At 46.7% G+C, this 19477-nt stretch carries 17 protein-coding genes; 6 read left to right on the top strand and 11 right to left on the bottom strand.

Translation table 11 applies throughout. The features are described 5' to 3' along the window. Positions 1-89: 89 nt before the first annotated feature. The 7 genes from DWW77_RS05385 to DWW77_RS05355 form a co-directional block, all read right to left on the bottom strand. The gene (locus DWW77_RS05385; protein WP_021651109.1) at positions 90-758 is read right to left on the bottom strand and encodes an LbetaH domain-containing protein; all 669 of its coding nucleotides are present in this window, start codon (positions 756-758) and stop codon (positions 90-92) included. Continuing rightward, positions 755-2806: a DNA topoisomerase gene (locus tag DWW77_RS05380; RefSeq protein ID WP_114001427.1), complete on the bottom strand. Its 2052-nt coding sequence runs from the start codon at positions 2804-2806 to the stop codon at positions 755-757. The genes DWW77_RS05385 and DWW77_RS05380 overlap by 4 nt, the downstream gene beginning before the upstream one ends. A gap of 1 nt (position 2807) precedes the next feature. Continuing rightward, on the bottom strand, positions 2808-3563 hold the full coding sequence (locus DWW77_RS05375) for a formate/nitrite transporter family protein (protein ID WP_015525722.1): 756 nt from the start codon (positions 3561-3563) through the stop codon (positions 2808-2810). Between the two features lie 181 nt (positions 3564-3744). Further along, positions 3745-3981, bottom strand: a complete 237-nt coding sequence (locus DWW77_RS05370) for a putative Se/S carrier protein (protein WP_015525721.1) — start codon at positions 3979-3981, stop codon at positions 3745-3747. Between the two features lie 99 nt (positions 3982-4080). After that, a complete protein-coding gene (gene asd / locus DWW77_RS05365) occupies positions 4081-5166 on the bottom strand; it encodes an aspartate-semialdehyde dehydrogenase (RefSeq protein WP_015525720.1) in 1086 nt (361 codons plus the stop codon). A 93-nt stretch (positions 5167-5259) separates the two neighbouring features. Then, on the bottom strand, positions 5260-6639 hold the full coding sequence (gene argH / locus DWW77_RS05360) for an argininosuccinate lyase (protein ID WP_015525719.1): 1380 nt from the start codon (positions 6637-6639) through the stop codon (positions 5260-5262). Between the two features lie 151 nt (positions 6640-6790). After that, on the bottom strand, positions 6791-7456 hold the full coding sequence (locus DWW77_RS05355) for an epoxyqueuosine reductase QueH (RefSeq protein WP_022426266.1): 666 nt from the start codon (positions 7454-7456) through the stop codon (positions 6791-6793). A 129-nt stretch (positions 7457-7585) separates the two neighbouring features. Here DWW77_RS05355 and DWW77_RS05350 point away from each other — a divergent pair, with 129 nt between their 5' ends. Together DWW77_RS05350 and DWW77_RS05345 are read left to right on the top strand one after the other, a co-directional pair. Beyond that, the gene (locus DWW77_RS05350) at positions 7586-8353 is read left to right on the top strand and encodes an ABC transporter ATP-binding protein (protein WP_015525718.1); all 768 of its coding nucleotides are present in this window, start codon (positions 7586-7588) and stop codon (positions 8351-8353) included. Continuing rightward, on the top strand, positions 8340-9140 hold the full coding sequence (locus DWW77_RS05345) for an ABC transporter permease subunit (protein ID WP_330418234.1): 801 nt from the start codon (positions 8340-8342) through the stop codon (positions 9138-9140). Before DWW77_RS05350 ends, DWW77_RS05345 begins: the two co-directional genes overlap by 14 nt. 29 nt (positions 9141-9169) lie before the next feature. Here the strand turns inward: DWW77_RS05345 and DWW77_RS05340 are convergent, their stop codons facing one another. Together DWW77_RS05340 and DWW77_RS05335 are read right to left on the bottom strand one after the other, a co-directional pair. Then, on the bottom strand, positions 9170-11596 hold the full coding sequence (locus tag DWW77_RS05340) for a putative bifunctional diguanylate cyclase/phosphodiesterase (protein ID WP_242981896.1): 2427 nt from the start codon (positions 11594-11596) through the stop codon (positions 9170-9172). 159 nt (positions 11597-11755) lie between these two features. Then, the gene (locus tag DWW77_RS05335; RefSeq protein WP_015525717.1) at positions 11756-12409 is read right to left on the bottom strand and encodes a DUF3786 domain-containing protein; all 654 of its coding nucleotides are present in this window, start codon (positions 12407-12409) and stop codon (positions 11756-11758) included. 356 nt (positions 12410-12765) lie between these two features. Between DWW77_RS05335 and DWW77_RS05330 the strand changes: the two genes are divergently transcribed. Both DWW77_RS05330 and glgD read left to right on the top strand, forming a co-directional pair. Beyond that, positions 12766-13905, top strand: coding sequence for a glucose-1-phosphate adenylyltransferase (locus DWW77_RS05330; RefSeq protein WP_118608215.1), 1140 nt, complete (start codon positions 12766-12768; stop codon positions 13903-13905). A gap of 1 nt (position 13906) precedes the next feature. After that, a complete protein-coding gene (gene glgD, locus DWW77_RS05325; RefSeq protein WP_118608214.1) occupies positions 13907-15028 on the top strand; it encodes a glucose-1-phosphate adenylyltransferase subunit GlgD in 1122 nt (373 codons plus the stop codon). A gap of 86 nt (positions 15029-15114) precedes the next feature. On the opposite strand, the gene DWW77_RS05320 is transcribed toward glgD, so the two are convergent. Together DWW77_RS05320 and DWW77_RS05315 are read right to left on the bottom strand one after the other, a co-directional pair. Then, the gene (locus DWW77_RS05320; protein WP_118608213.1) at positions 15115-15825 is read right to left on the bottom strand and encodes a hypothetical protein; all 711 of its coding nucleotides are present in this window, start codon (positions 15823-15825) and stop codon (positions 15115-15117) included. 170 nt (positions 15826-15995) lie between these two features. After that, positions 15996-16994 carry an acyltransferase gene (locus tag DWW77_RS05315; RefSeq protein ID WP_118608212.1) on the bottom strand — a complete coding sequence of 333 codons (999 nt, stop codon included), beginning with the start codon at positions 16992-16994 and terminating at the stop codon, positions 15996-15998. Positions 16995-17228: 234 nt separating this feature from the next. On the opposite strand from DWW77_RS05315, the gene DWW77_RS05310 reads away from it, so the two are divergent. Then, positions 17229-18410 carry a MerR family transcriptional regulator gene (locus DWW77_RS05310; RefSeq protein ID WP_021976536.1) on the top strand — a complete coding sequence of 394 codons (1182 nt, stop codon included), beginning with the start codon at positions 17229-17231 and terminating at the stop codon, positions 18408-18410. A gap of 129 nt (positions 18411-18539) precedes the next feature. Then, positions 18540-19436 carry a glucose-1-phosphate thymidylyltransferase RfbA gene (gene rfbA, locus DWW77_RS05305; RefSeq protein ID WP_015525711.1) on the top strand — a complete coding sequence of 299 codons (897 nt, stop codon included), beginning with the start codon at positions 18540-18542 and terminating at the stop codon, positions 19434-19436. Positions 19437-19477 lie beyond the last annotated feature (41 nt).

The raw sequence follows: 19477 nt of genomic DNA, 5'->3' as shown, positions 1-19477 counted from the left end.
CCAATACTGTTGCATCCATCACCCCATCAAAAAAAAGCTGCACTTTCTCAAAAGTGCAGCCTAAATGCGTGTCCAGAAGAATCTGTTTCTTATTTTTTCTTTACGATCTCTTTTGCATTTTTATAAATGGAATCCGCCGGAACACATCCACGTACCGGTGACAGCGGGTAAATATTGGAATTCCGTCCGATCACAGTACCGGGATTCAGCACAGAACCGCATCCGACTTCAACATGATCTCCGAGCATCGCTCCGAATTTCTTAAGACCGGTTTCGATCTTTTCATCCCCGTCTTTTACGACAACCAGCTTCTTGTCTGATTTTACGTTGGAACAGATCGATCCGGCACCCATGTGGGACTTATATCCCAGCACAGCATCTCCAACATAATTATAATGAGGAACCTGAACCTTGTTAAACAGCACTGCATTCTTAAGCTCTGTGGAATTTCCCACAACTGCGCCCTCACCAACGATAGCCTTGCCGCGGATAAATGCACAGTGGCGCACCTCGGCGTCTCTGCCAATGATAGCCGGTCCGGTGATACTTGCAGTCGGCGCAACTGTAGCGGATCTTGCGATCCATACATTTTCGCCCTTCTCCTCATATTCAGAAGGATCCAGTGTTTTTCCCAGCTTGATAATGAAATCTCCGATCTCCGGAAGAACCTCCCACGGATAGGTTTTTCCCTCAAAAAGCTCTGCTGCAATGGTCTCATTCAGATCCAGCATATTGCTGATAGTAAAATCTTTCATCATGATGATCTCTTTCCTCCCTGTCTGGAAGCTCGCTCCGGCTTCCTGTAGTTTACAGCGGCCGCATCAAAAAACTGCCGCAGGTTATACTGATAATTGCTTGCCTCCACCTGCCGGGTACGTACCCGCACAAAATGCTCCAGTTTGTCCATATATTCCTGTTCCGTGATGCTGCCCTCTGCCACATAGGTGAGCCCCTTTTCCCAGCTTGCCGTAAGCTCCGGGTTCAGAAGCTGCCGGATAGAACAATTTACCACATCAAAGATCATTTCCCCAAGAAGCGTTGGAGTGATCACCTGGGTCTTTTTGTTCAGTGCCAGATATTTGATGTTAAAAAGCTTCTTCAGGATCTCGGCACGGGTAGCACTGGTGCCGATCCCGCTTCCCTTGATCTGGGCTCGAAGCTCCTCATCCTCGATCAGCTGTCCTGCATTTTCCATGGCAAGGATCATGGAACCGGAATTGTATCGTTTGGGCGGTGAAGTCTCACCCTCCTTGATACTCAAACCGTTCACAGGAAGTATATCACCCTTTTTCAGCTTCTGCAACGCCTCCAGGAGCACAGTATCACAGGAAACCTCGTCTTCCTCTCCATTTCCGTTTTTCTCACTGTCTGAAGCCCTTTTCCGCGAAAAAGAATTCGTGACGATCTTCAGATAGCCTTCTTCTTTGAGAACCTTAAAGGATGAAAAGAATGCCTCGCCGTCCAGCTTCGTCACAAGACTCACCTTCTGATAAACGGCCGGCGGATAAAAAATACACAAAAATCTCCGTACAATGGTCTCGTACACACGCTGTGCAGTAAGAGACACACTTCCCAGCGCGTTCAGTCCCTGACCGGTAGGAATGATCGCGTAATGGTCTGTGATCTGCTTGTCATTCACATATCTGGTCTTTGCAATGCTTTTCCAGGATTCCATCCCCAAAACCTCTGCCGCCGCAGCACCGGCCTGCTGATAATTTCGAAGACCGGAAATATTCTTGTATATCTCCTTGGCCACTGCCGTGGAAAGAACTCTGGCATCCGTTCTCGGATAAGTCACCAACTTCTTCTCATAAAGCTCCTGTACGATCCGGAGTGTCTCGTCCGGACTGATCTTAAACAGCTTTGAGCACACATTCTGAAGCTCCGCCAGGTTAAAAAGAAGCGGCGGATTTTTGTTTTCTTTTTTTCGTTCCACCTTTTCCACAATACAGGAAAGGGGCTGGTTCACCATCAGCTGATCGATCAGCATCTGTGCATGCTCTTTTTTCCTGAAGCCGTTTTCTTTATAAAGATACGGGGACTGGAAATACCGGCTGCCTTCCACAGCTCTCCATTCACCGTCAAAATTTTCGCCTGCAAGTCCAATGCTGCCAAGGACACGGTAAAACGGTGTCTTCACAAAGACACGGATCTCCCGTTCTCTCCGCACCACCATGCCAAGAACACAGGTCATCACACGCCCAACTGCAATGGCCTGATATTTGGAATGGAGATAATTGGTGACACTGCTTCCGTAGCGCAAGGTCAGAACTCTGGAAAAATTGATTCCCATAAGATAATCTTCCTTTGCGCGGAGATACGCAGATGCTGCCAGATTATCATACTCCGAGATATCCTTCGCTTCACGGATCCCTCTTAAGATCTCTTCCTCTGTCTGGGAATCGATCCACACACGTTTCTGGACTTTCCCCTTTACTCCTGCCATCTGGGCTACCAGACGGTAGATATATTCACCCTCACGTCCGGAGTCGGTACACACATAAATGGTATCCACATCCGGCCGGTTCAGCAGTCCTTTTACGATCTCGAACTGCTTTTTGACCCCGGGGATCACTTCATATTTAAATTCGCGCGGCAAAAAAGGCAGGGTATCAAAACTCCACCTTTTAAACTTGATATCATATTTTTCGGGATAGCTCATGGTAACCAGGTGTCCTACACACCAGGTTACCACAGAATCATCAGATTCCAGATATCCGTCTTTTCTCTGACCGTTGATCTTCAAAGCCTTCGCAAATTCCTGTGCCACGCTGGGCTTCTCCGCTATGTATAAAGCCTTTGCCATACTATTTATCTGCACTCATCTTTCTAAGCGGCCATGCCAGAAGCACAGCTCCGCCAACTATATTTCCCAGTGTTACGATCACCATGCTTTTAAGCATAGCGCCGACAGACAATCCTGGCACCATACAGAATGCAACTGTAAAAATACCCATATTTGCAATACAATGCTCAAATCCGCTGACAACGAAACCTGAAATACAGATCACGATCATCAGGAACTTGCCTGACTCACTCTTCAGCTTAATGCCGCAGAGAACAGCAAGACAGACGAAGAAATTACAAAGTACCGCACGGAAAAACATCTGACCTGCCGGAATACTCAGTTTTCCGTTTATAAATCCGGCAAAATAATCTGCTGTACCGGACGCTCCGGCACCTACAAAGATCAGTGCCAGGATCAGGCAGCCCACAAAATTGCCGATGTAACTGATTCCCCAGACCTTTCCAACATCTTTCCATGATACGCTCTTGTCATACGCACCAAAAGCCATTACCAGATTGTTACCGGTAAACAGCTCTCCTCCTACCATTACGATCAGCAGGACCGCAATGGAGAACACGATGGCTCCAAGGAATTTCCCCCATTCCGGGAATGTCTTGGAAAATACATTTCCAACAACGTTACTGTAGATCATCGCCACATCAATAAAAAATCCGGCCATGATTGCCCGCATAAAGTATTTTCCGAAATTGCTGTTCAGTAAGTTTATCTTACCCTTCGCAGCGGTTGACAGTTTCTCTACATCCTCCCTGTTCATAAATAGCACCTCCACATATTTTTAGCAAGCGTGGCACTTTGTTACTGCTTCTTTGTTCACAGTAACACGCTTTCCGGAAATCTGCTTGTTATATTGTAACACTTTACCAATTATTCCACAATGAAAATGCGAAAATTTTCAAAAATTTCCGTTTTGTTACATACAACAAACAATATCCGTTTTATACCAGAACACGATAGATGCCATCCCAGGCCAGTTCCTTTTTTTTCAGGAAATTTTCTGTTTCCTCCTCTGATTGCTCCACGCATTTCCATGCCAGTCCGCACTGGGCACTGATCTCTGAAGGGATCGGGATCAGCCTTCCCGGAAATTCAGATTCCTTGGCCGTTCTTTCCATTTTCATGGCAGCCGTGGTTGTGGAAAATGTCACAACTGTAGTAATTACTTTTCTGCGCATATCTCCTTTGTTCCTTCCACATACGCAAAAACAGGACACCGGAAAAACCGATATCCCGTTTCTGATGATTTTCTTTATTTCATGTAAAGGATCCAGTTCTTATTTAGCCTGGATATATCCTTTCGCTTTCAGAGTTTCTGCACAGAGAACTGCTCCGCCTGCGGCACCTCTTACTGTGTTATGGGAAAGTCCGATGAACTTGTAATCATAAACAGTATCCTCACGAAGACGTCCTACAGATACTCCCATTCCATTCTCATAGTTTACATCCATCTGTACCTGCGGACGGTTGTCCTCCTCAAGATACTGGATGAACTGCTTCGGAGCGCTTGGAAGCTCAAGCTCCTGCGGAAGTCCCTTAAACTCAACCAGCTTCTGGATCAGCTGCTCTTTGGTAGGTTTCTTGCGGAATTTAACGAATACAGCTGCTGTATGTCCGTTGAGGACCGGAACACGTACACACTGGCATGTGATGACAGGTGTGGTAGCTGGAACGATCACGCCGTCCTCGATCTTGCCCCAGAGTCTTAACGGCTCCTTCTCACTCTTCTCTTCCTCACCACCGATGTACGGAATGATGTTGTGCTCCATCTCCGGCCAGTCCTTGAAGGTTTTTCCTGCTCCGGAAATAGCCTGGTATGTAGTGGCAACTACTTCATACGGCTCGAACTCTTTCCATGCGGTAAGTACCGGAGCGTAACTCTGGATAGAGCAGTTCGGTTTAACAGCTACAAAGCCGCGTTTTGTTCCGAGACGTTTCTTCTGGAATTCGATAACCTCGAAGTGCTCCGGATTGATTTCCGGAACTACCATCGGAACGTCCGGTGTCCAGCGGTGTGCGCTGTTGTTGGACACAACCGGTGTCTCTGTCTTTGCATATTCTTCCTCGATCGCCTTGATCTCATCCTTAGTCATATCAACTGCGGAAAATACAAAGTCAACCGTAGCTGCAACCTTCTCAACCTCGTGGATATCCATAACAACCAGCTTCTTTACTGCCTCCGGCATCGGAGTATCCATTTTCCATCTGCCGCCTACAGCCTCCTCGTAGGTCTTGCCTGCGCTTCTCGGGCTTGCCGCTACAGTAACCACCTCAAACCACGGGTGATTCTCCAGAAGAGAAATGAATCTCTGACCAACCATTCCAGTTGCACCTAAAATACCGACTTTAAGCTTTTCACTCATAATAAAACTCTCCTCATCTTGTGTCCCTCCATGGCACACATTTGTCTTTTCTGTAAATACTATACCAATTTTTCCTAAAATGCAAGCATTATCTTAATTTTTTTCAAGATACTCTTTATTCTGAGCAATCACCTGCTCCATCACGTCCGGTCCCGGCGCTCCCAGAGTCACACGTTTTTCCACGCAGGTCTTCATACTGATGGCTTCATAGATGTCCTCCTCAAACACAGGACTGATCTCTTTGTACTCGGAAAGCGGAAGCTCATCCAGAGAGATTCCCTTATCCAGACAGAGAAGGACCAGTCTTCCGACGATGCCATGAGCATCACGGAACGGTACACCGTGGTTAACCAGATAATCTGCTGCGTCTGTGGCGTTTGTAAAGCCTCTCTTTGCACTTGCCTCCATGTTGGCTTTGTTGAACTGCATAGTGGAAACCATGCCGGTAAACAGGGCGATACAGCCCTTTACGGTGTCAATGGCATCAAAGGTCAGCTCCTTGTCTTCCTGCATATCTTTGTTGTATGCAAGCGGGATTCCCTTCATGGTTGTGAGAATAGATGTCAGCGCTCCGTAAACACGGCCTGTTTTTCCACGGACAAGCTCTGCGATATCCGGATTCTTCTTCTGCGGCATGATACTGCTGCCTGTGCTGTATGCGTCATCGATCTCAACGAAACGGTACTCATTGGAATTCCACAGAATGATCTCCTCGGAAAAACGGCTCAGATGCATCATGATCGTAGAAAATGCACTGAGAAGCTCGATGACATAATCTCTGTCAGATACGGAATCCATACTGTTTCTGGTTGGTGCATCAAAGCCGAGAAGCTCTGCAGTATAGGCACGATCCAGCGGATAAGTGGTTCCTGCCAGTGCTCCCGCTCCAAGCGGACAGGTATTCATTCTCTTACGGATATCAAAAAGTCTGTCACGGTCTCTGCGGAACATCTCAAAATATGCGCCTACATGGTGTGCCAGAGTTACCGGCTGTGCCTTCTGAAGGTGGGTAAATCCCGGCATGTAGGTGTGAACATTCTCTTCCATGATCTTCTGCAGGGCAAGAAGAAGGTCCTTCAGCTCCTTATCTGTCTCATCGATCTCGTCGCGGACATAAAGCTTCATATCCAGAGCTACCTGGTCATTACGGCTTCTTCCTGTGTGAAGCTTCTTTCCGGCATCTCCGATACGGTCGATCAGGTTTGCCTCCACGAAGCTGTGGATATCCTCATACTCCGCTGTGATCTCCAGCTTGCCTGCTTCCACGTCTGCAAGGATACCGTCCAGTCCTTCTGTGATCTGCTCCTTTTCTTCCTCTGTCAGGATCCCCTGTTTTGCAAGCATGGCAACATGTGCCTTGCTTCCACGGATATCCTGTCTGTAAAATTTTTGATCAAAGGAAATGGATGCGTTAAAATTGTAAACCAGCTTGTCCGTTTCTTTTGTAAAACGGCCTCCCCATAACTGTGCCATATTGATTCTTCCTCACTTTTCTTTTTTGCGGCAGAACTGTCTTCTCCGGACATACACGAGCTCCGTCTCCCGGACGTCTGCACTTTTCTGTGTTAGTGTAACATATTTTTATAAAAATGCAAAGTTTTTCATAATTATACGTTTGCTGTCTTCAGCCGTTGTTACTGTTCACTCGGTTCTCAGTAACCAGCCGTTCTCTGTCCATGGCTTCTTTCTTTGAAAATACACAGCCGCAGTAATTCTGCCGGTACAAAGCATGCTCATGAGACAGTTCAATAGAACGCTTGTAGCCATTCTTTTTCTTAAAATCTGAAGTCAGATGTGGCACTTTATAGATTTCTGCCAGCTCCTCGCCAATCTCATTGATCTTCTGTGCATTTTTCAGCGGACTGATACTTAATGTTGTGGTGAAATAATCATATCCTCCCTCCTTCGCCAGCTTTGCCGCCTCTTCCATCCGCAGGCGGTAACACCGAAAGCACCGTTCTCCTCCTTCCGGAACGTTCTCCAGGCCTTTGGCCATCTCGTAAAACTCCTCCGGGTCATACCGTCCCTCCACCAGCGTTACCGGATGGACAAACTCCATCTCCCCGATCAGGCGGCGGATCTCAGCCACGCGGTGTGAATATTCCTCCACCGGTGCAATATTGGGATTATAAAAAAATATCGTGATTTCAAAATACTGCGACAGATATTCCATCACATAGCTGCTGCATGGCGCACAGCAGGCATGCAGAAAAAGTCTGGGGGTTTTCCCTTCTTTCTGGTTTCTTTCAATCAGTTTATCCAGTTCTTTCTGGTAGTTTCTCTTGTTCAATGTTTGTAATTCCTTTCTCTATGACTGTTTTCAGGCAGACATCAAAGTATGCATCTCTGCCATTGGCCTTCTCATGTTTCAGACATATGATAATATTATACCATTATCTACGAAAAGGAGGCAACATCCATGAATCCTGTCCTGAAAGTGCGGGACGTGTGTCTCTCCTATCACACATTATCCGGTGAGACACCCGCCCTTTCTCATATATCCTTTGACCTGATGCCCGGTGAATTCCTGTCCATTGTAGGACCTTCCGGATGCGGAAAATCCACTCTTCTGAATCTCATTGCCGGCCTGCTCACTCCGGAGCACGGTTCCATTACTCTGGGAGGCCGGCCGGTATCCTCCGGCAGTACCACTGTAGGATATATGCTCCAGAAGGATCATCTTCTGGAATGGCGGAGCATCTACAAAAACATCCTTCTCGGCCTGGAGATCCGGAAAGAACTCACACCTGAAAAGCTGGCACATGCAGAAGCCCTTCTTCAGACCTACGGTCTGGACCGTTTCCGTGATGCCCGCCCTTCCCAGCTTTCCGGCGGTATGCGCCAACGTGCCGCTCTGATCCGGACCCTTGTGCTGGAACCGGAGCTCCTTCTTCTGGATGAACCTTTTTCTGCACTGGATTACCAGACCCGCTTAAATGTCAGTGATGATATCGGAAAAATCCTCAAAAGCTCCGGCAAGCCTGCGATCCTGGTCACTCACGATATCTCAGAGGCCATCAGCATGGCCGACCGGGTACTGATCCTTTCTGCACGTCCTGCTACTGTACGAAAGATCATTGATATCGATCTGGATATCAGCGACCGCACTCCCCTCTCCTCCAGAAATGCTCCGGATTTTAAGAAATATTTTAACATCATATGGAAGGAGCTCAATGAAAATGCCTGAAATTTCCAGACAGCAGAAACAATATCTTGCACGGCAAAAAAAAGAAAAAAACATTATCCTGGCTGCACGGACACTTCTTTTTGTTCTGTTTATGGGACTTTGGGAAATATCCTCTGATCTTGGATGGATCGATTCCTTTATCTTCAGTAGTCCTTCCCTGATCGCAGAGACCTTTCTTTCCATGTGCAGGGATCAGTCCCTGTTTGCACATATTGCCGTGACACTGGCAGAAACTCTTGTCAGTTTCTTTTTTGTTGTGATCCTGGGTGTAGGAACCGCAGTACTTCTCTGGTGCTCCCGACGGATTGCACGGATCCTGGAGCCATGTCTGGTGGTACTGAACAGTCTCCCGAAATCTGCTCTGGCCCCTCTTCTGATCGTATGGCTTGGTGCCAACGAACGTACCATTGTGGTCGCCGGCATGTCTGTAGCCATCTTCGGCTCCGTTATCAATCTGTACTCCGGCTTCTGCCAGGCAGATCCGGAAAAGCTGAAGCTGATCGAAACTCTGGGGGGACACAAAAAGGAAAAGCTTCTGAAGATCGTCCTGCCCTCCTCCGTTCCTCTTATCCTGAGTGTGATGAAGGTCAACATCGGGCTTTGCTTGGTAGGCGTGATCATCGGAGAATTTATCGGTGCACGAAAAGGCCTGGGATACCTGATTATTTACGGAAGCCAGACATTCAGACTTACATGGGTCCTGATGTCCATTGTGATCCTCTGCATCATTGCCATGCTGCTGTATTTTGCACTTTATCTTATTGAAAAACAGGTCCGGAAGCATTAGCTGTAAAAAGGGCGTGTAAAAATGATCTCTCATTTTTTACACGCCTCTTTTGCTCTTATAACCTTTGTTTCAAAGTTTTCCCACGGCAAAGGCCGTGCATAATAAAAGCCCTGGATCTCATCGCAGCTCAGGCTTCGCAGGATCTCCACCTGTTTTTCTTTCTCCACGCCCTCGGCAAGAACCTTCATTCCCAGGCTGTGTGCCAGCGAAATGGTATGACGGATTACCTGCTGCCCACGAAAATTCTCTATGTAATCGATCAGACTTTTATCCAGCTTCAGAGTATCGAATGGCAGCTGGTTCAGGCTTGTCATAGATGAATAGCCGGAGCCAAAATCATCCATATGCAGCTCGAATCCTGCATCCACCATCTTCTCTATGAGCTTACTGATCCGATCATTATACAACGCAGCAGTTTCTGTCAATTCAATGGGAACAGAAGAAAACGGAATGCCATTTTCTTCCACGATCTTCACATAACGACAGATCATATTATCGTAATGGATACTGGCACGTGACAGATTCACCGAAATCGGAAGTATCTTTTTCCCTGATCTTATACGTTCCCCCTGGATGCTGCATACCTTTCGGAAAACATATTCATCAAGGCGTACGATCAGACCATCCTTCTCAAAAAGAGGGATAAATTCTCCCGGCGAAACCATAGTTCCTTCCGCTCTCTTCCAGCGCACCAGTGCCTCCGCCCCAACGATCTCTTCTGTCTCCACACTGTATTTCGGCTGCAGGTAGACTACGAATTCTTCATTGCGTATAGCCTCCACGAAAGCATTCTCCATCTGTCCGTTACGGATATGCCTCTGTCTCATCTCATCATCATAAAAAGCGATCTGGTGCTCATAGTCATCCCGGATACTCTTCATGGCCAGAAAAGCCCTGTCACAGATCAGGGTAAAAGGCAGTGTCTTATCCACATTCTCATAGACCCCATAGTTGACCACCAGATTAGGAATCGGTGCTCCACTCTCGACCCTGTGGATAAATTTCTCCATATCTGCCCTACGGATCTCTTTCTTTCCATATATGATGGCTACAAACTGGTCTCCTCCATATCTGCCCACCGTCCCGTAGCGAACCTGATTTCTATACGTATCTCCCAGATAAGTAAGAACCTGATCACCGATCTTCTCTCCATAGGTTCCATTGATCCATTTAAAGTTCTTTATATCTGCCACCACCACATGAAAATCCTGATTCGTATTAAAGCGCATCAGCGTCTTTGCATGATGGAAAAAGGCCTGTCTGATATAAAGCCCTGTAAGATCATCATATTCCAGAGCTGAGAGTACCATCACGGACTCTCTCAGCTTGATCACATTGTTGATCTTACTTTTTAATATACGGACATTATACGGTTTCCGTACAAAATCCACTGCTCCCAGTTCCAGACATCGCACCTCATCCTCCAACCGGTTACTTCCGGTTATGATGATCACAGGCACAGAGGTCAGCATCACATCATCACGGATCAGCTCCAGAAACTGAAATTCATCACATACCGGCACACTCATATCAAGAAGAATTGCAGAAAGGGTTTTGTAATTCTCAGACAGACGCTTCATCCCCTCTGCTTCATTCATCGCAGTGATAACCTCAAAACTGCCCTCCAGATGTTCTGTAAGCGCTTTCCGATCCGTCTCGTCATTCACTACAATAAGAAGTTTTCTTCCGGATGCTGTTCCTCCTGGTTCCAGTATTGCCTCCATCTCACTGTACCGTACATCCATATCCTCATTGGCAAAAGCAAACACCACGGTCTGAAAATCCTCAGCCGTTCCTACCCTGGCACATTTCACATAGAAATATTCAATCCTCCCGTTGCTTCGGCGTACACGATAATGTACCATCAACTGGGGAATCCTTGTAAGACGTTGGCATATCTTCTCAAAATCCATCATCTGATGCATCCGGATCCTGTCCTCTGCCGCAACACTGCTCTCAATATAAATATCCATGATCTTCTCATAGGATTCATCCCTGCGAAGTCCCTCCTCCCCATAAGCTCCACTCTGCCCCTGGAAGCGGCATACCTGGACCTTATGAGTCTCTCTGTCAACAGAGTAGATATTGATAAAATTTTTTCCGAGAACATTAATGATCCCCATAAGAAGCGGATTCTCCATCATTCCGCTGCTGATCTCATCATTCGTCTTTGTATCCGAAAAAACAAGGGCATGTCCTGTCCCGCCGGATTCCAGCGGAATCTCCACAGCATCAACCGAACGCAGGATATTCCGTCCCGGTTCCAGATAATTCTTCGGACCTTTGATCCCGTTAACGACCGGACAGATCTCACAGGGAGTTTCTCTGTTTCTCAGACAGTGATAGCATTTCTCGCCCCTCTTCAGCTGCGGATAGATCTCACGTGCTGCCAGGTTATAGCTGATAATCTTATAATCCTCATCTATGACATACATTCCCGATGCATTTTTCCCCACGAGCATCACCTCCGGATTCGTAAATTTCTCATAGATCCTTCGTGACAGTTACTGTCTCAAAATCCTTAAATATTCCTTCATTATATACGATTTTTCTGATAACTGCAATTATCTTTCGTATTATTTATTTTTCATATTGGTTTTATTATATTTCGGTTATCAGCGCATCTGAAAAGATTTCCCCCTGAGCGGAACCCCGGCAAGCTCCGCAAGCCTTTTGATCCCGGAATCTGCTATGGATACCGCACTCTCCACATGATTGAAATCTGTGGCACTGTAATCAAACAGGATATTTCCCTGTGCTTCAAACTCCTCGTCCCGTTCCCAGAAAAAGAATCTCATAGGCATACAGTCAAAGGCCCTGATCTCATATCCCACATCACCCTGGGGCAGTTCCCTGCCGTCAAGCTTCTGAAACGCCTCCCTCAATTCCTTTTCATGGCCGGAAAATGTAGCACTGAACACATCCGTCTCTCCGATCTGATACGCCGGCGCAAATGGTCTTGCATTCCTGAGATCTGCAAAAGGGACCCACTTATCCATAATAAAAGCCCCCTCTTTCGCATACCCCAGAAGCGTATAAATATTCAGCATCTCCGTAGTATCCGGTTCTCTCTGTCCATCCAGGCTCCGGATACTGCCGTCTTCCAGACTCACCCCATATCTTCTTCCGAAATGAATGATCGTGAGAAACCCGTTTTCTTCCTTCAGTTCCGGCACCCGTTTATGCAGATCTGCCTGATCCATCTTCAAAAAGCGTTGTGCCCACTCTTCACATAGTTTTACATAGTTGGAAATTCTTTCTTCTTTCATCCTGTCTTCTCCCTGTCTGATATCGATATCCTTTCTCCGCTGTATTCCGGACTTTTTTTACAGAATACACTGCTTTCACATTTTCCGCAAGAATCTTCGCCGATGTATCCGAAATCCGGCTATTTTCAGTGTTACTGTTTTTTCAGCATCCCGGAATCTTCTTAAGCGTTTCTTTTTTTCGACAGATCATCCATCAATTTTCCCAAATCCGTCTAATTTCCCAATATAAAAATAACGTTTTTTTGCACAAAAAACTGGATTTTCTTTTTTAAAAGGTGTATAATATTAACAAAGTTTATTGTTTTTATGGTTAAAGACACCTGGCAGTAAACAAGAAATGAAAGTGAGGATTCGCCATGAAACAAAACAGTATGTTAGCAATGATCCTGGCCGGTGGAAGAGGAAGTCGTCTTCACGAATTGACGAATAAAGTTGCCAAGCCAGCCGTTGGTTATGGCGGTAAATACCGTATCGTGGATTTTCCGCTCAGTAACTGTGCCAACAGTGGCATTGATGTCGTAGGTGTACTGACACAGTATGAATCAGTTTTACTGAACAGCTATGTAGCAGCCGGTGGCCGCTGGGGCCTTGATGCCAAGGACAGCGGAGTTTATGTACTTCCTCCACGTGAGAAGGCTGATGCCGGTCTGGATGTATACCGTGGAACAGCTGATGCGATCTCTCAGAATATTGATTTCATCGACTCACAGAACCCAGAATACCTTCTGATCCTTTCCGGTGACCACATCTATAAGATGAATTATGCAAAGATGCTTGATGATCATATCCAGCATAAGGCAGATGCGACTATTGCAGTTATCGAGGTTCCCATGAAGGAAGCCAGCCGTTTCGGTATCATGAACACCGGTGAAGATGACCGCATCGTGGAATTTGAGGAGAAACCGGAACACCCAAAGAGCAATCTTGCCTCCATGGGTATCTACATATTCAACTGGAAGCTTCTGCGCAAGCTCCTGCTGGCAGATATCAAAAATCCGGATTCCAATCACGATTTCGGTAAAGACATCATCCCTACACTCCTTGCACAGGACAAGGCACTCTACGCCTACAAGTTCAAAGGCTACTGGAAGGATGTCGGAACCATCGATTCCCTCTGGGAAGCAAACATGGATCTTCTCAGTCCAAACAGTGAACTTGATCTTAACGATCCTACCTGGAAGATCTACACTGAGGATGCTACATCTCTTCCACAGTATATCTGTGATACAGCTGTGATCAACAATGCTTTCATCACTCAGGGCTGTGTTGTGGAGGGTGAGATCACCAACTCCGTACTTTTCACAGGCGTCAAAGTCGGTCCTGGTGCCAAGATCATCGACAGTGTCCTGATGCCGGGTGTTGTTGTTGAGGCAGGTGCCGTTGTCCAGCGTGCTCTCGTTGCAGGCGGAGTCGTGATCGGTGCCAATGCTTGTGTCGGTTCCAAAGACAGTGAGCACATCGAACTTGTATCAAAACGTGTAAAGGGGGCTGAGTAATATGTTTAAAGCATTTGGAATCGTGAATTCCTCAGAAAGAAATATCCATGTGGAGGGGCTTCAGGACTACCGTGCGATCGGCGCCTTTTCATTTCTCGGAAGATATCGTGTCATCGACTTCCCGATCTCAAATATGACCAACAGCGGGATCGAGTACATTCAGGTCTATGTAAAGAACAAACCCCGTTCTCTTGTGGAACATCTCGGAACCGGACGTCACTACAACATCAATTCCAAGAGTGGTAATCTCCAGATCCTCTTTTCAGAGCATTCCGGAGTCAACGATATATATAACACCGATATCGACAACTACTACTCCAATCTGGAGTGCATCGAAGCAGTTCATTATCCGTATGTTGTTATCGCCCCGAATTACATGATCTACACTACCGACTACTCCAAGCTGATCGATGCCCATATCGAATCCGGTGCAGATGTGACCATGCTTTATCATTCCGTTGATAATGCCAAGGAGAACCATCTGAACTGCCACATCCTGAACCTGAACCGTCAGAAGGGTGTTCTCTCCATTGAGCACAACCACGGCAATGCGAAGAACCGCAACATTTTCATGGATACCTACGTAATGAGCAAGGAGCTTTTCATCAGCCTCATCCATAAGGCAAAAGAGATCTCCTCTCTTTATACCCTTGCAGACGTGATCAATGCCGGCTGCAGAGACGGTGAGCTGGATGTGCGTGGTGTATCTCATCGCGGATATTTTGCAACGATCACTGATTTCAAGAGCTATCACGATGCAAATATGGATCTGATCGACTACAAAACTGCAACCGATCTTTTCCATGATAACTGGCCGATCTATACACGCACCAATAACTCCTGCCCGACCCATTACTTTGACACAGCCAATGTTTCCAACTCCGTTATCTCCAACGGCTCCATGATCGAGGGAACTGTAGAGAATTCTATTGTCGGACGTGGCTGTACCATCAAAAAGGGCGCTGTTATCAAGAACTGTGTAGTTCTTGCAGACTGCACCATCGGTGAAAATGTCCATATCGAAAATCTGGTCGTAGACAAGCATGCCAAGATCACACATGCCAAGGAGATCATCTGTCCTGCAGATGAGCCCGGCTACATCAAACGTAACGATACACTGTAATATTCATATATAATAAGGCCTCCGGTTCCTGTGTTACGAACCGGAGGCCTTATTTATCTCTGTACTCAGCCAGACATATGGATTCATCATTTCAGAACAGACTGGATCCATTTCAATGCATTATCTTTATTCTTCACATTACCCGGAAGGCAGATGCACACCGGATCATATCTCAGGCCAAATTCCTGAGCAACACTACTGCTGCCGTCAAGCTCCAGATGATGATCATCCACAGCGCCCAAAGACTCAAATACCTCATCTCCAAACGTTTCCCTGAGATCTGCATACATTCCGCTGTCCTTCTCATGTTCATAGAGTTCCTTCGGCATGATCAGGACATCAACGGTAGCACTCTGGATTTCCGTCACATATGCGATCCTGGCATAATAATCGAAATCCTCTCCTGTCTCATCCGTCATCAGATTCTGTGCCACACTGACTTCTGCATATTTATCCTCTGTTCCCAGTGTCTTCAGGGCATCCTCTTCCACCTTCTCAGCGTCAAAATCCCCTGCATTCACCACTGCAATGGAAAGCACTGTCTTCATCTGTGCGTGGCGATAAATATTCACTCCCAGACAGACTCCGCCAATGGCAAGAAGCACGCACAGCATATGTATCTTATAATACATCCAGATATACTGAATCTTCTTACCTGTTCCCATTCCCTTCAGTTTCTCTCTTTCGATCCGGCGGCGTTCCTTCTTCGTCAGATCAGTTTCGTTGGGCATCTCCGGATTCAGTACACTCTCATCGTGTCCGTCACTGCCGGCCTCCGCTCTGTTTTGTAAATCCATAAAAATCTCCTTTTTCTTTCATGTCTCAGTATTTCTTACCCTGAAGCGGGATATTCCAGTCGCTTTCCCCGCATCCTCCGGGTGGGTGCTGTGACTTATCAATAAAGGATATTTTAGCATATTTTGGTACAAAATCACAGCGCATAAATATGAAAATACCATAAACTCTTCTATTTCCGGCAGATCCTCATTCCATATCCATACATTACCGCCACAGCAGTCACAAGAACACAGACCATCACCGGTCTCATCCACAGATATAAAAGATTTTTCTCAATTCCAGCTGCCACAGCCACATCCTTCAGGATATCCGCCACACAGAGATGGAACAGATAAATAAAAAATGCATATTTCTGACCGATGGCTACCGGAAGCTCGGGCACTTTCCGATTCTTTCCCATGATCGCAATGAGAAAAAGACCAACAGCCATAAATACTGAACCCAGAAACAATTCCAGTTTGCCAAAATACCGGTATTCCAGCAGACTTGCAATCCCGCCGCCAGCTACCATGCCATACAAAAGAAGCACTTTTTTTCCGGCAAACCAGGCTTCCAGCTTTTCCTGATGTCTGTGTATCAGATGTCCCAACATAAAAAACGGAAATCCGGTAAACAGATAGTTTCGAAACTGCATAACACGGAAATGCTTTTCCGGGAACAGGAAGGTCGAAAATTCCTCCATTCCGAAATGGATCAGAAGAAGCATCGGTATCAGAACATATGCCTGCTTACAAATCCGGAATCTTGCTGCCAGGGCAAAAAGAAGATAACAATAGAGCAGTGCCGGGAGAAACCACAGATGCCATTTCACCTGAGAGCTGTTATTATATAGAAGAAACTGGCGGATATGTTCCCCCGAAACCAGGGCTTCCAGCCATTCCTTCTGGCTTGCTCCGTCGATGTGGTTCTGGATCAGCTCCCACAGACAGCAGACCGGAAATGCCACAAGCATCAGCTTCAGAACATGCCGGATCTTTTTTCCGGTTCTTATAAATTCCGTATCATCGCCACGGAAACAAAAATATCCGGATACCATAAAAAACACAGGTACTGCAAATCTGGCAAGTACATTGGCTATAATTCCGGCATTTCCCGGAAAATGGACGTGAAGAAGCACAACTGCATAAGCACAGATCGCCTTTACCATATCCAGAGTACGGTTTCGCATAAAAATTACTCCTTTTTATATCGAACGCTTATCCCGAAAATATGATTCCGGGGTTCCCTTTTTTTCGAAACGATATACTAACAAACCAGCAGAATTTTGTCAATGCTGTTTTTCTCCTGTACGGTTTACTCTTATACGTTTTACTCTTGTACGGCTTCCAGATCTGAATTATAATTCTTTTATGACTTCTATGACAGGATGTTTGTTATTTCCTCAGAAAGGATTCTATTTTTTATGAAAAAAGACGGCTACTATTCTTCCGGCGAATTTGCACGCATGGCACACGTAACTCTGCGTACTGTCCGCTATTATGATAAACAGGATATCCTGAAACCCTCTCTCGTCACCGAATCCGGCGCACGCTTTTATACAGACGAGGATTTTGCAAGGCTTCAGCAGATCCTCCTTCTGAAATACCTGGGCTTTTCCCTGGATGACATCCGTGAAATGACCATCGGTGATTCCGATTATCATTTCATGCTGAATTCTCTGAATATCCAGCTTCGTCTGGTCCGTGACCGGATCGAACAGATGCAGCTGGTGGAAAAAGCGATCCAGGATACCGCACAGATGATAAAGGAACAGCACACCATTGACTGGAGCCAGATGCTGAACCTGATCCACCTGACCGGCATGGAAAAAAGCCTCAAGAATCAGTATCAGAATGCCACCAACATTTCCTCCAGGATCAACCTCCACAGCCTGTACTCCCAGAACAAACAGGGATGGTTTCCCTGGATCTTTGAGCAATGCCGGATCTCACCCGGTCTTCGTATTCTGGAGCTGGGCTGCGGGGACGGAACGTTATGGACCGACAATCTTTCCCTTCTGCCGGAGGATATCTCCATCACACTTTCCGATATTTCCAGCGGTATGCTCCGCGATGCCAGACGAGCCATCGGTTCCTCGGATACCCGGTTTGCATTCCGGGCCTTTGACTGCCGAAAAATCCCCTGCAAGGACGAAAGCTTTGATCTGGTGATCGCCAATCACGTGCTTTTTTACTGCGATGATATTCCTTCCGTCCTGAAGGAAGTCCGCCGTGTCCTCGCTCCCGGCGGAAGATTTCTCTGCAGTGCTTACGGAAAGGCACATATGCAGGAGGTCAGCCAGCTGGTGCAGGATTTTGATGAACGGATCGTGCTTTCCGCAGACCGGCTTTATGAACGGTTCGGACGTGAAAACGGCCAGAGTATCCTGGCGCCTTTTTTCCCAAAGGCTCAGTGGCTTTCTTATGAAGACTGCCTTCTGGTCCAGGATGCGGAACCGCTGATCTCCTACGTCCTCTCCTGCCACGGCAACCAGAATCAGTATATATTGGACCGTTACAAGGAATTCCGGGCCTACACCGCCAGAAAAACTGCCAAAGGATTCCGCATTACCAAGGATGCCGGCGTATTTCTTTGTGAAAAATAGCCAAAAATAAAAAATATGAAAAAAGCTCTTGAAGGTGACCTTGCGTCACCTTTTATAATACAGTTACAGTAACAAAGTTATGTGCAGGCACGACTTATGCTGCACATCATCACGCAAAGGAGAAAACATATGAAAGGAATTATTTTAGCCGGAGGCTCCGGAACACGTCTTTACCCGCTTACCATGGTGACCTCCAAACAGCTTCTGCCGATCTTTGACAAACCGATGATCTACTATCCTATGTCTGTTCTTATGAACGCAGGCATCCGTGATATCCTGATCATCTCCACCCCGCAGGATACCCCGAGATTTGAGGAGCTTCTCGGTGACGGCCATCAGTTCGGTGTCAACCTTACCTATGCTGTACAGCCAAGCCCGGACGGACTTGCTCAGGCATTTATCATCGGCGAGGAATTCATCGGCAACGATACCGTATGTATGGTCCTTGGTGACAACATTTTCGCAGGACATGGCCTCAAAAAGCGCCTGAAAGCTGCTGTAGACAACGCAGAAACAGGCAAAGGTGCCACTGTTTTCGGATACTATGTAGATGATCCGGAGCGTTTCGGCATCGTGGAATTCGACCAGAACGGAAAAGCGGTTTCCATTGAAGAGAAACCGGAAAAGCCAAAAAGCAACTACTGTGTAACCGGTCTCTACTTCTACGACAACAAGGTTGTAGAGTACGCAAAAAATCTGAAGCCAAGCGCAAGAGGCGAGCTTGAGATCACAGACCTGAACCGTATCTACCTTGAGAAGGGACAGCTGAACGTTGAGCTTCTGGGCCAGGGCTTCACATGGCTGGATACCGGTACACACGAAAGCCTTGTAGAGGCAACCAACTTCGTAAAAACCATGGAGCAGCATCAGCACCGCAAGATCGCATGCCTTGAGGAGATTGCTTACTTAAACGGCTGGATCACAAAGGAGGACGTGCTCAAGGTTTACGAAATCCTTAAGAAAAACCAGTATGGCCAGTATCTCAAGGATGTTCTGGACGGAAAATATCTGGACGCGCTTCACTAAGCCGATCTGATTTTCCGACACTGAATTTACCTGCGGACTCC

It is taken from the genome of Ruminococcus sp. AF17-12 (genome assembly GCF_003479245.1).
In the GTDB taxonomy this organism is placed as follows: Bacteria; Bacillota; Clostridia; order Lachnospirales; family Lachnospiraceae; genus Blautia_A; species Blautia_A fusiformis.
The sequence above is the reverse complement of the archived record's forward strand: the minus strand, read 5'-3'. Positions and strand labels throughout refer to the sequence as shown.

Excerpts from the sequence above, each read along its gene's own strand:
- DWW77_RS05330 (WP_118608215.1), top strand. The coding sequence starts at position 12,766 with ATGAAACAAAACAGTATGTTAGCAATGATCCTGGCCGGTGGAAGAGGA.
- DWW77_RS05370 (WP_015525721.1), bottom strand. The coding sequence starts at position 3,981 with ATGCGCAGAAAAGTAATTACTACAGTTGTGACATTTTCCACAACCACG.
- DWW77_RS05350 (WP_015525718.1), top strand. The coding sequence starts at position 7,586 with ATGAATCCTGTCCTGAAAGTGCGGGACGTGTGTCTCTCCTATCACACA.
- DWW77_RS05345 (WP_330418234.1), top strand. The coding sequence starts at position 8,340 with ATGAAAATGCCTGAAATTTCCAGACAGCAGAAACAATATCTTGCACGG.
- DWW77_RS05335 (WP_015525717.1), bottom strand. The coding sequence starts at position 12,409 with ATGAAAGAAGAAAGAATTTCCAACTATGTAAAACTATGTGAAGAGTGG.
- rfbA (WP_015525711.1), top strand. The coding sequence starts at position 18,540 with ATGAAAGGAATTATTTTAGCCGGAGGCTCCGGAACACGTCTTTACCCG.
- asd (WP_015525720.1), bottom strand. The coding sequence starts at position 5,166 with ATGAGTGAAAAGCTTAAAGTCGGTATTTTAGGTGCAACTGGAATGGTT.
- argH (WP_015525719.1), bottom strand. The coding sequence starts at position 6,639 with ATGGCACAGTTATGGGGAGGCCGTTTTACAAAAGAAACGGACAAGCTG.
- DWW77_RS05320 (WP_118608213.1), bottom strand. The coding sequence starts at position 15,825 with ATGGATTTACAAAACAGAGCGGAGGCCGGCAGTGACGGACACGATGAG.
- DWW77_RS05380 (WP_114001427.1), bottom strand. The coding sequence starts at position 2,806 with ATGGCAAAGGCTTTATACATAGCGGAGAAGCCCAGCGTGGCACAGGAA.
- DWW77_RS05310 (WP_021976536.1), top strand. The coding sequence starts at position 17,229 with ATGAAAAAAGACGGCTACTATTCTTCCGGCGAATTTGCACGCATGGCA.
- DWW77_RS05315 (WP_118608212.1), bottom strand. The coding sequence starts at position 16,994 with ATGCGAAACCGTACTCTGGATATGGTAAAGGCGATCTGTGCTTATGCA.
- glgD (WP_118608214.1), top strand. The coding sequence starts at position 13,907 with ATGTTTAAAGCATTTGGAATCGTGAATTCCTCAGAAAGAAATATCCAT.
- DWW77_RS05375 (WP_015525722.1), bottom strand. The coding sequence starts at position 3,563 with ATGAACAGGGAGGATGTAGAGAAACTGTCAACCGCTGCGAAGGGTAAG.
- DWW77_RS05385 (WP_021651109.1), bottom strand. The coding sequence starts at position 758 with ATGATGAAAGATTTTACTATCAGCAATATGCTGGATCTGAATGAGACC.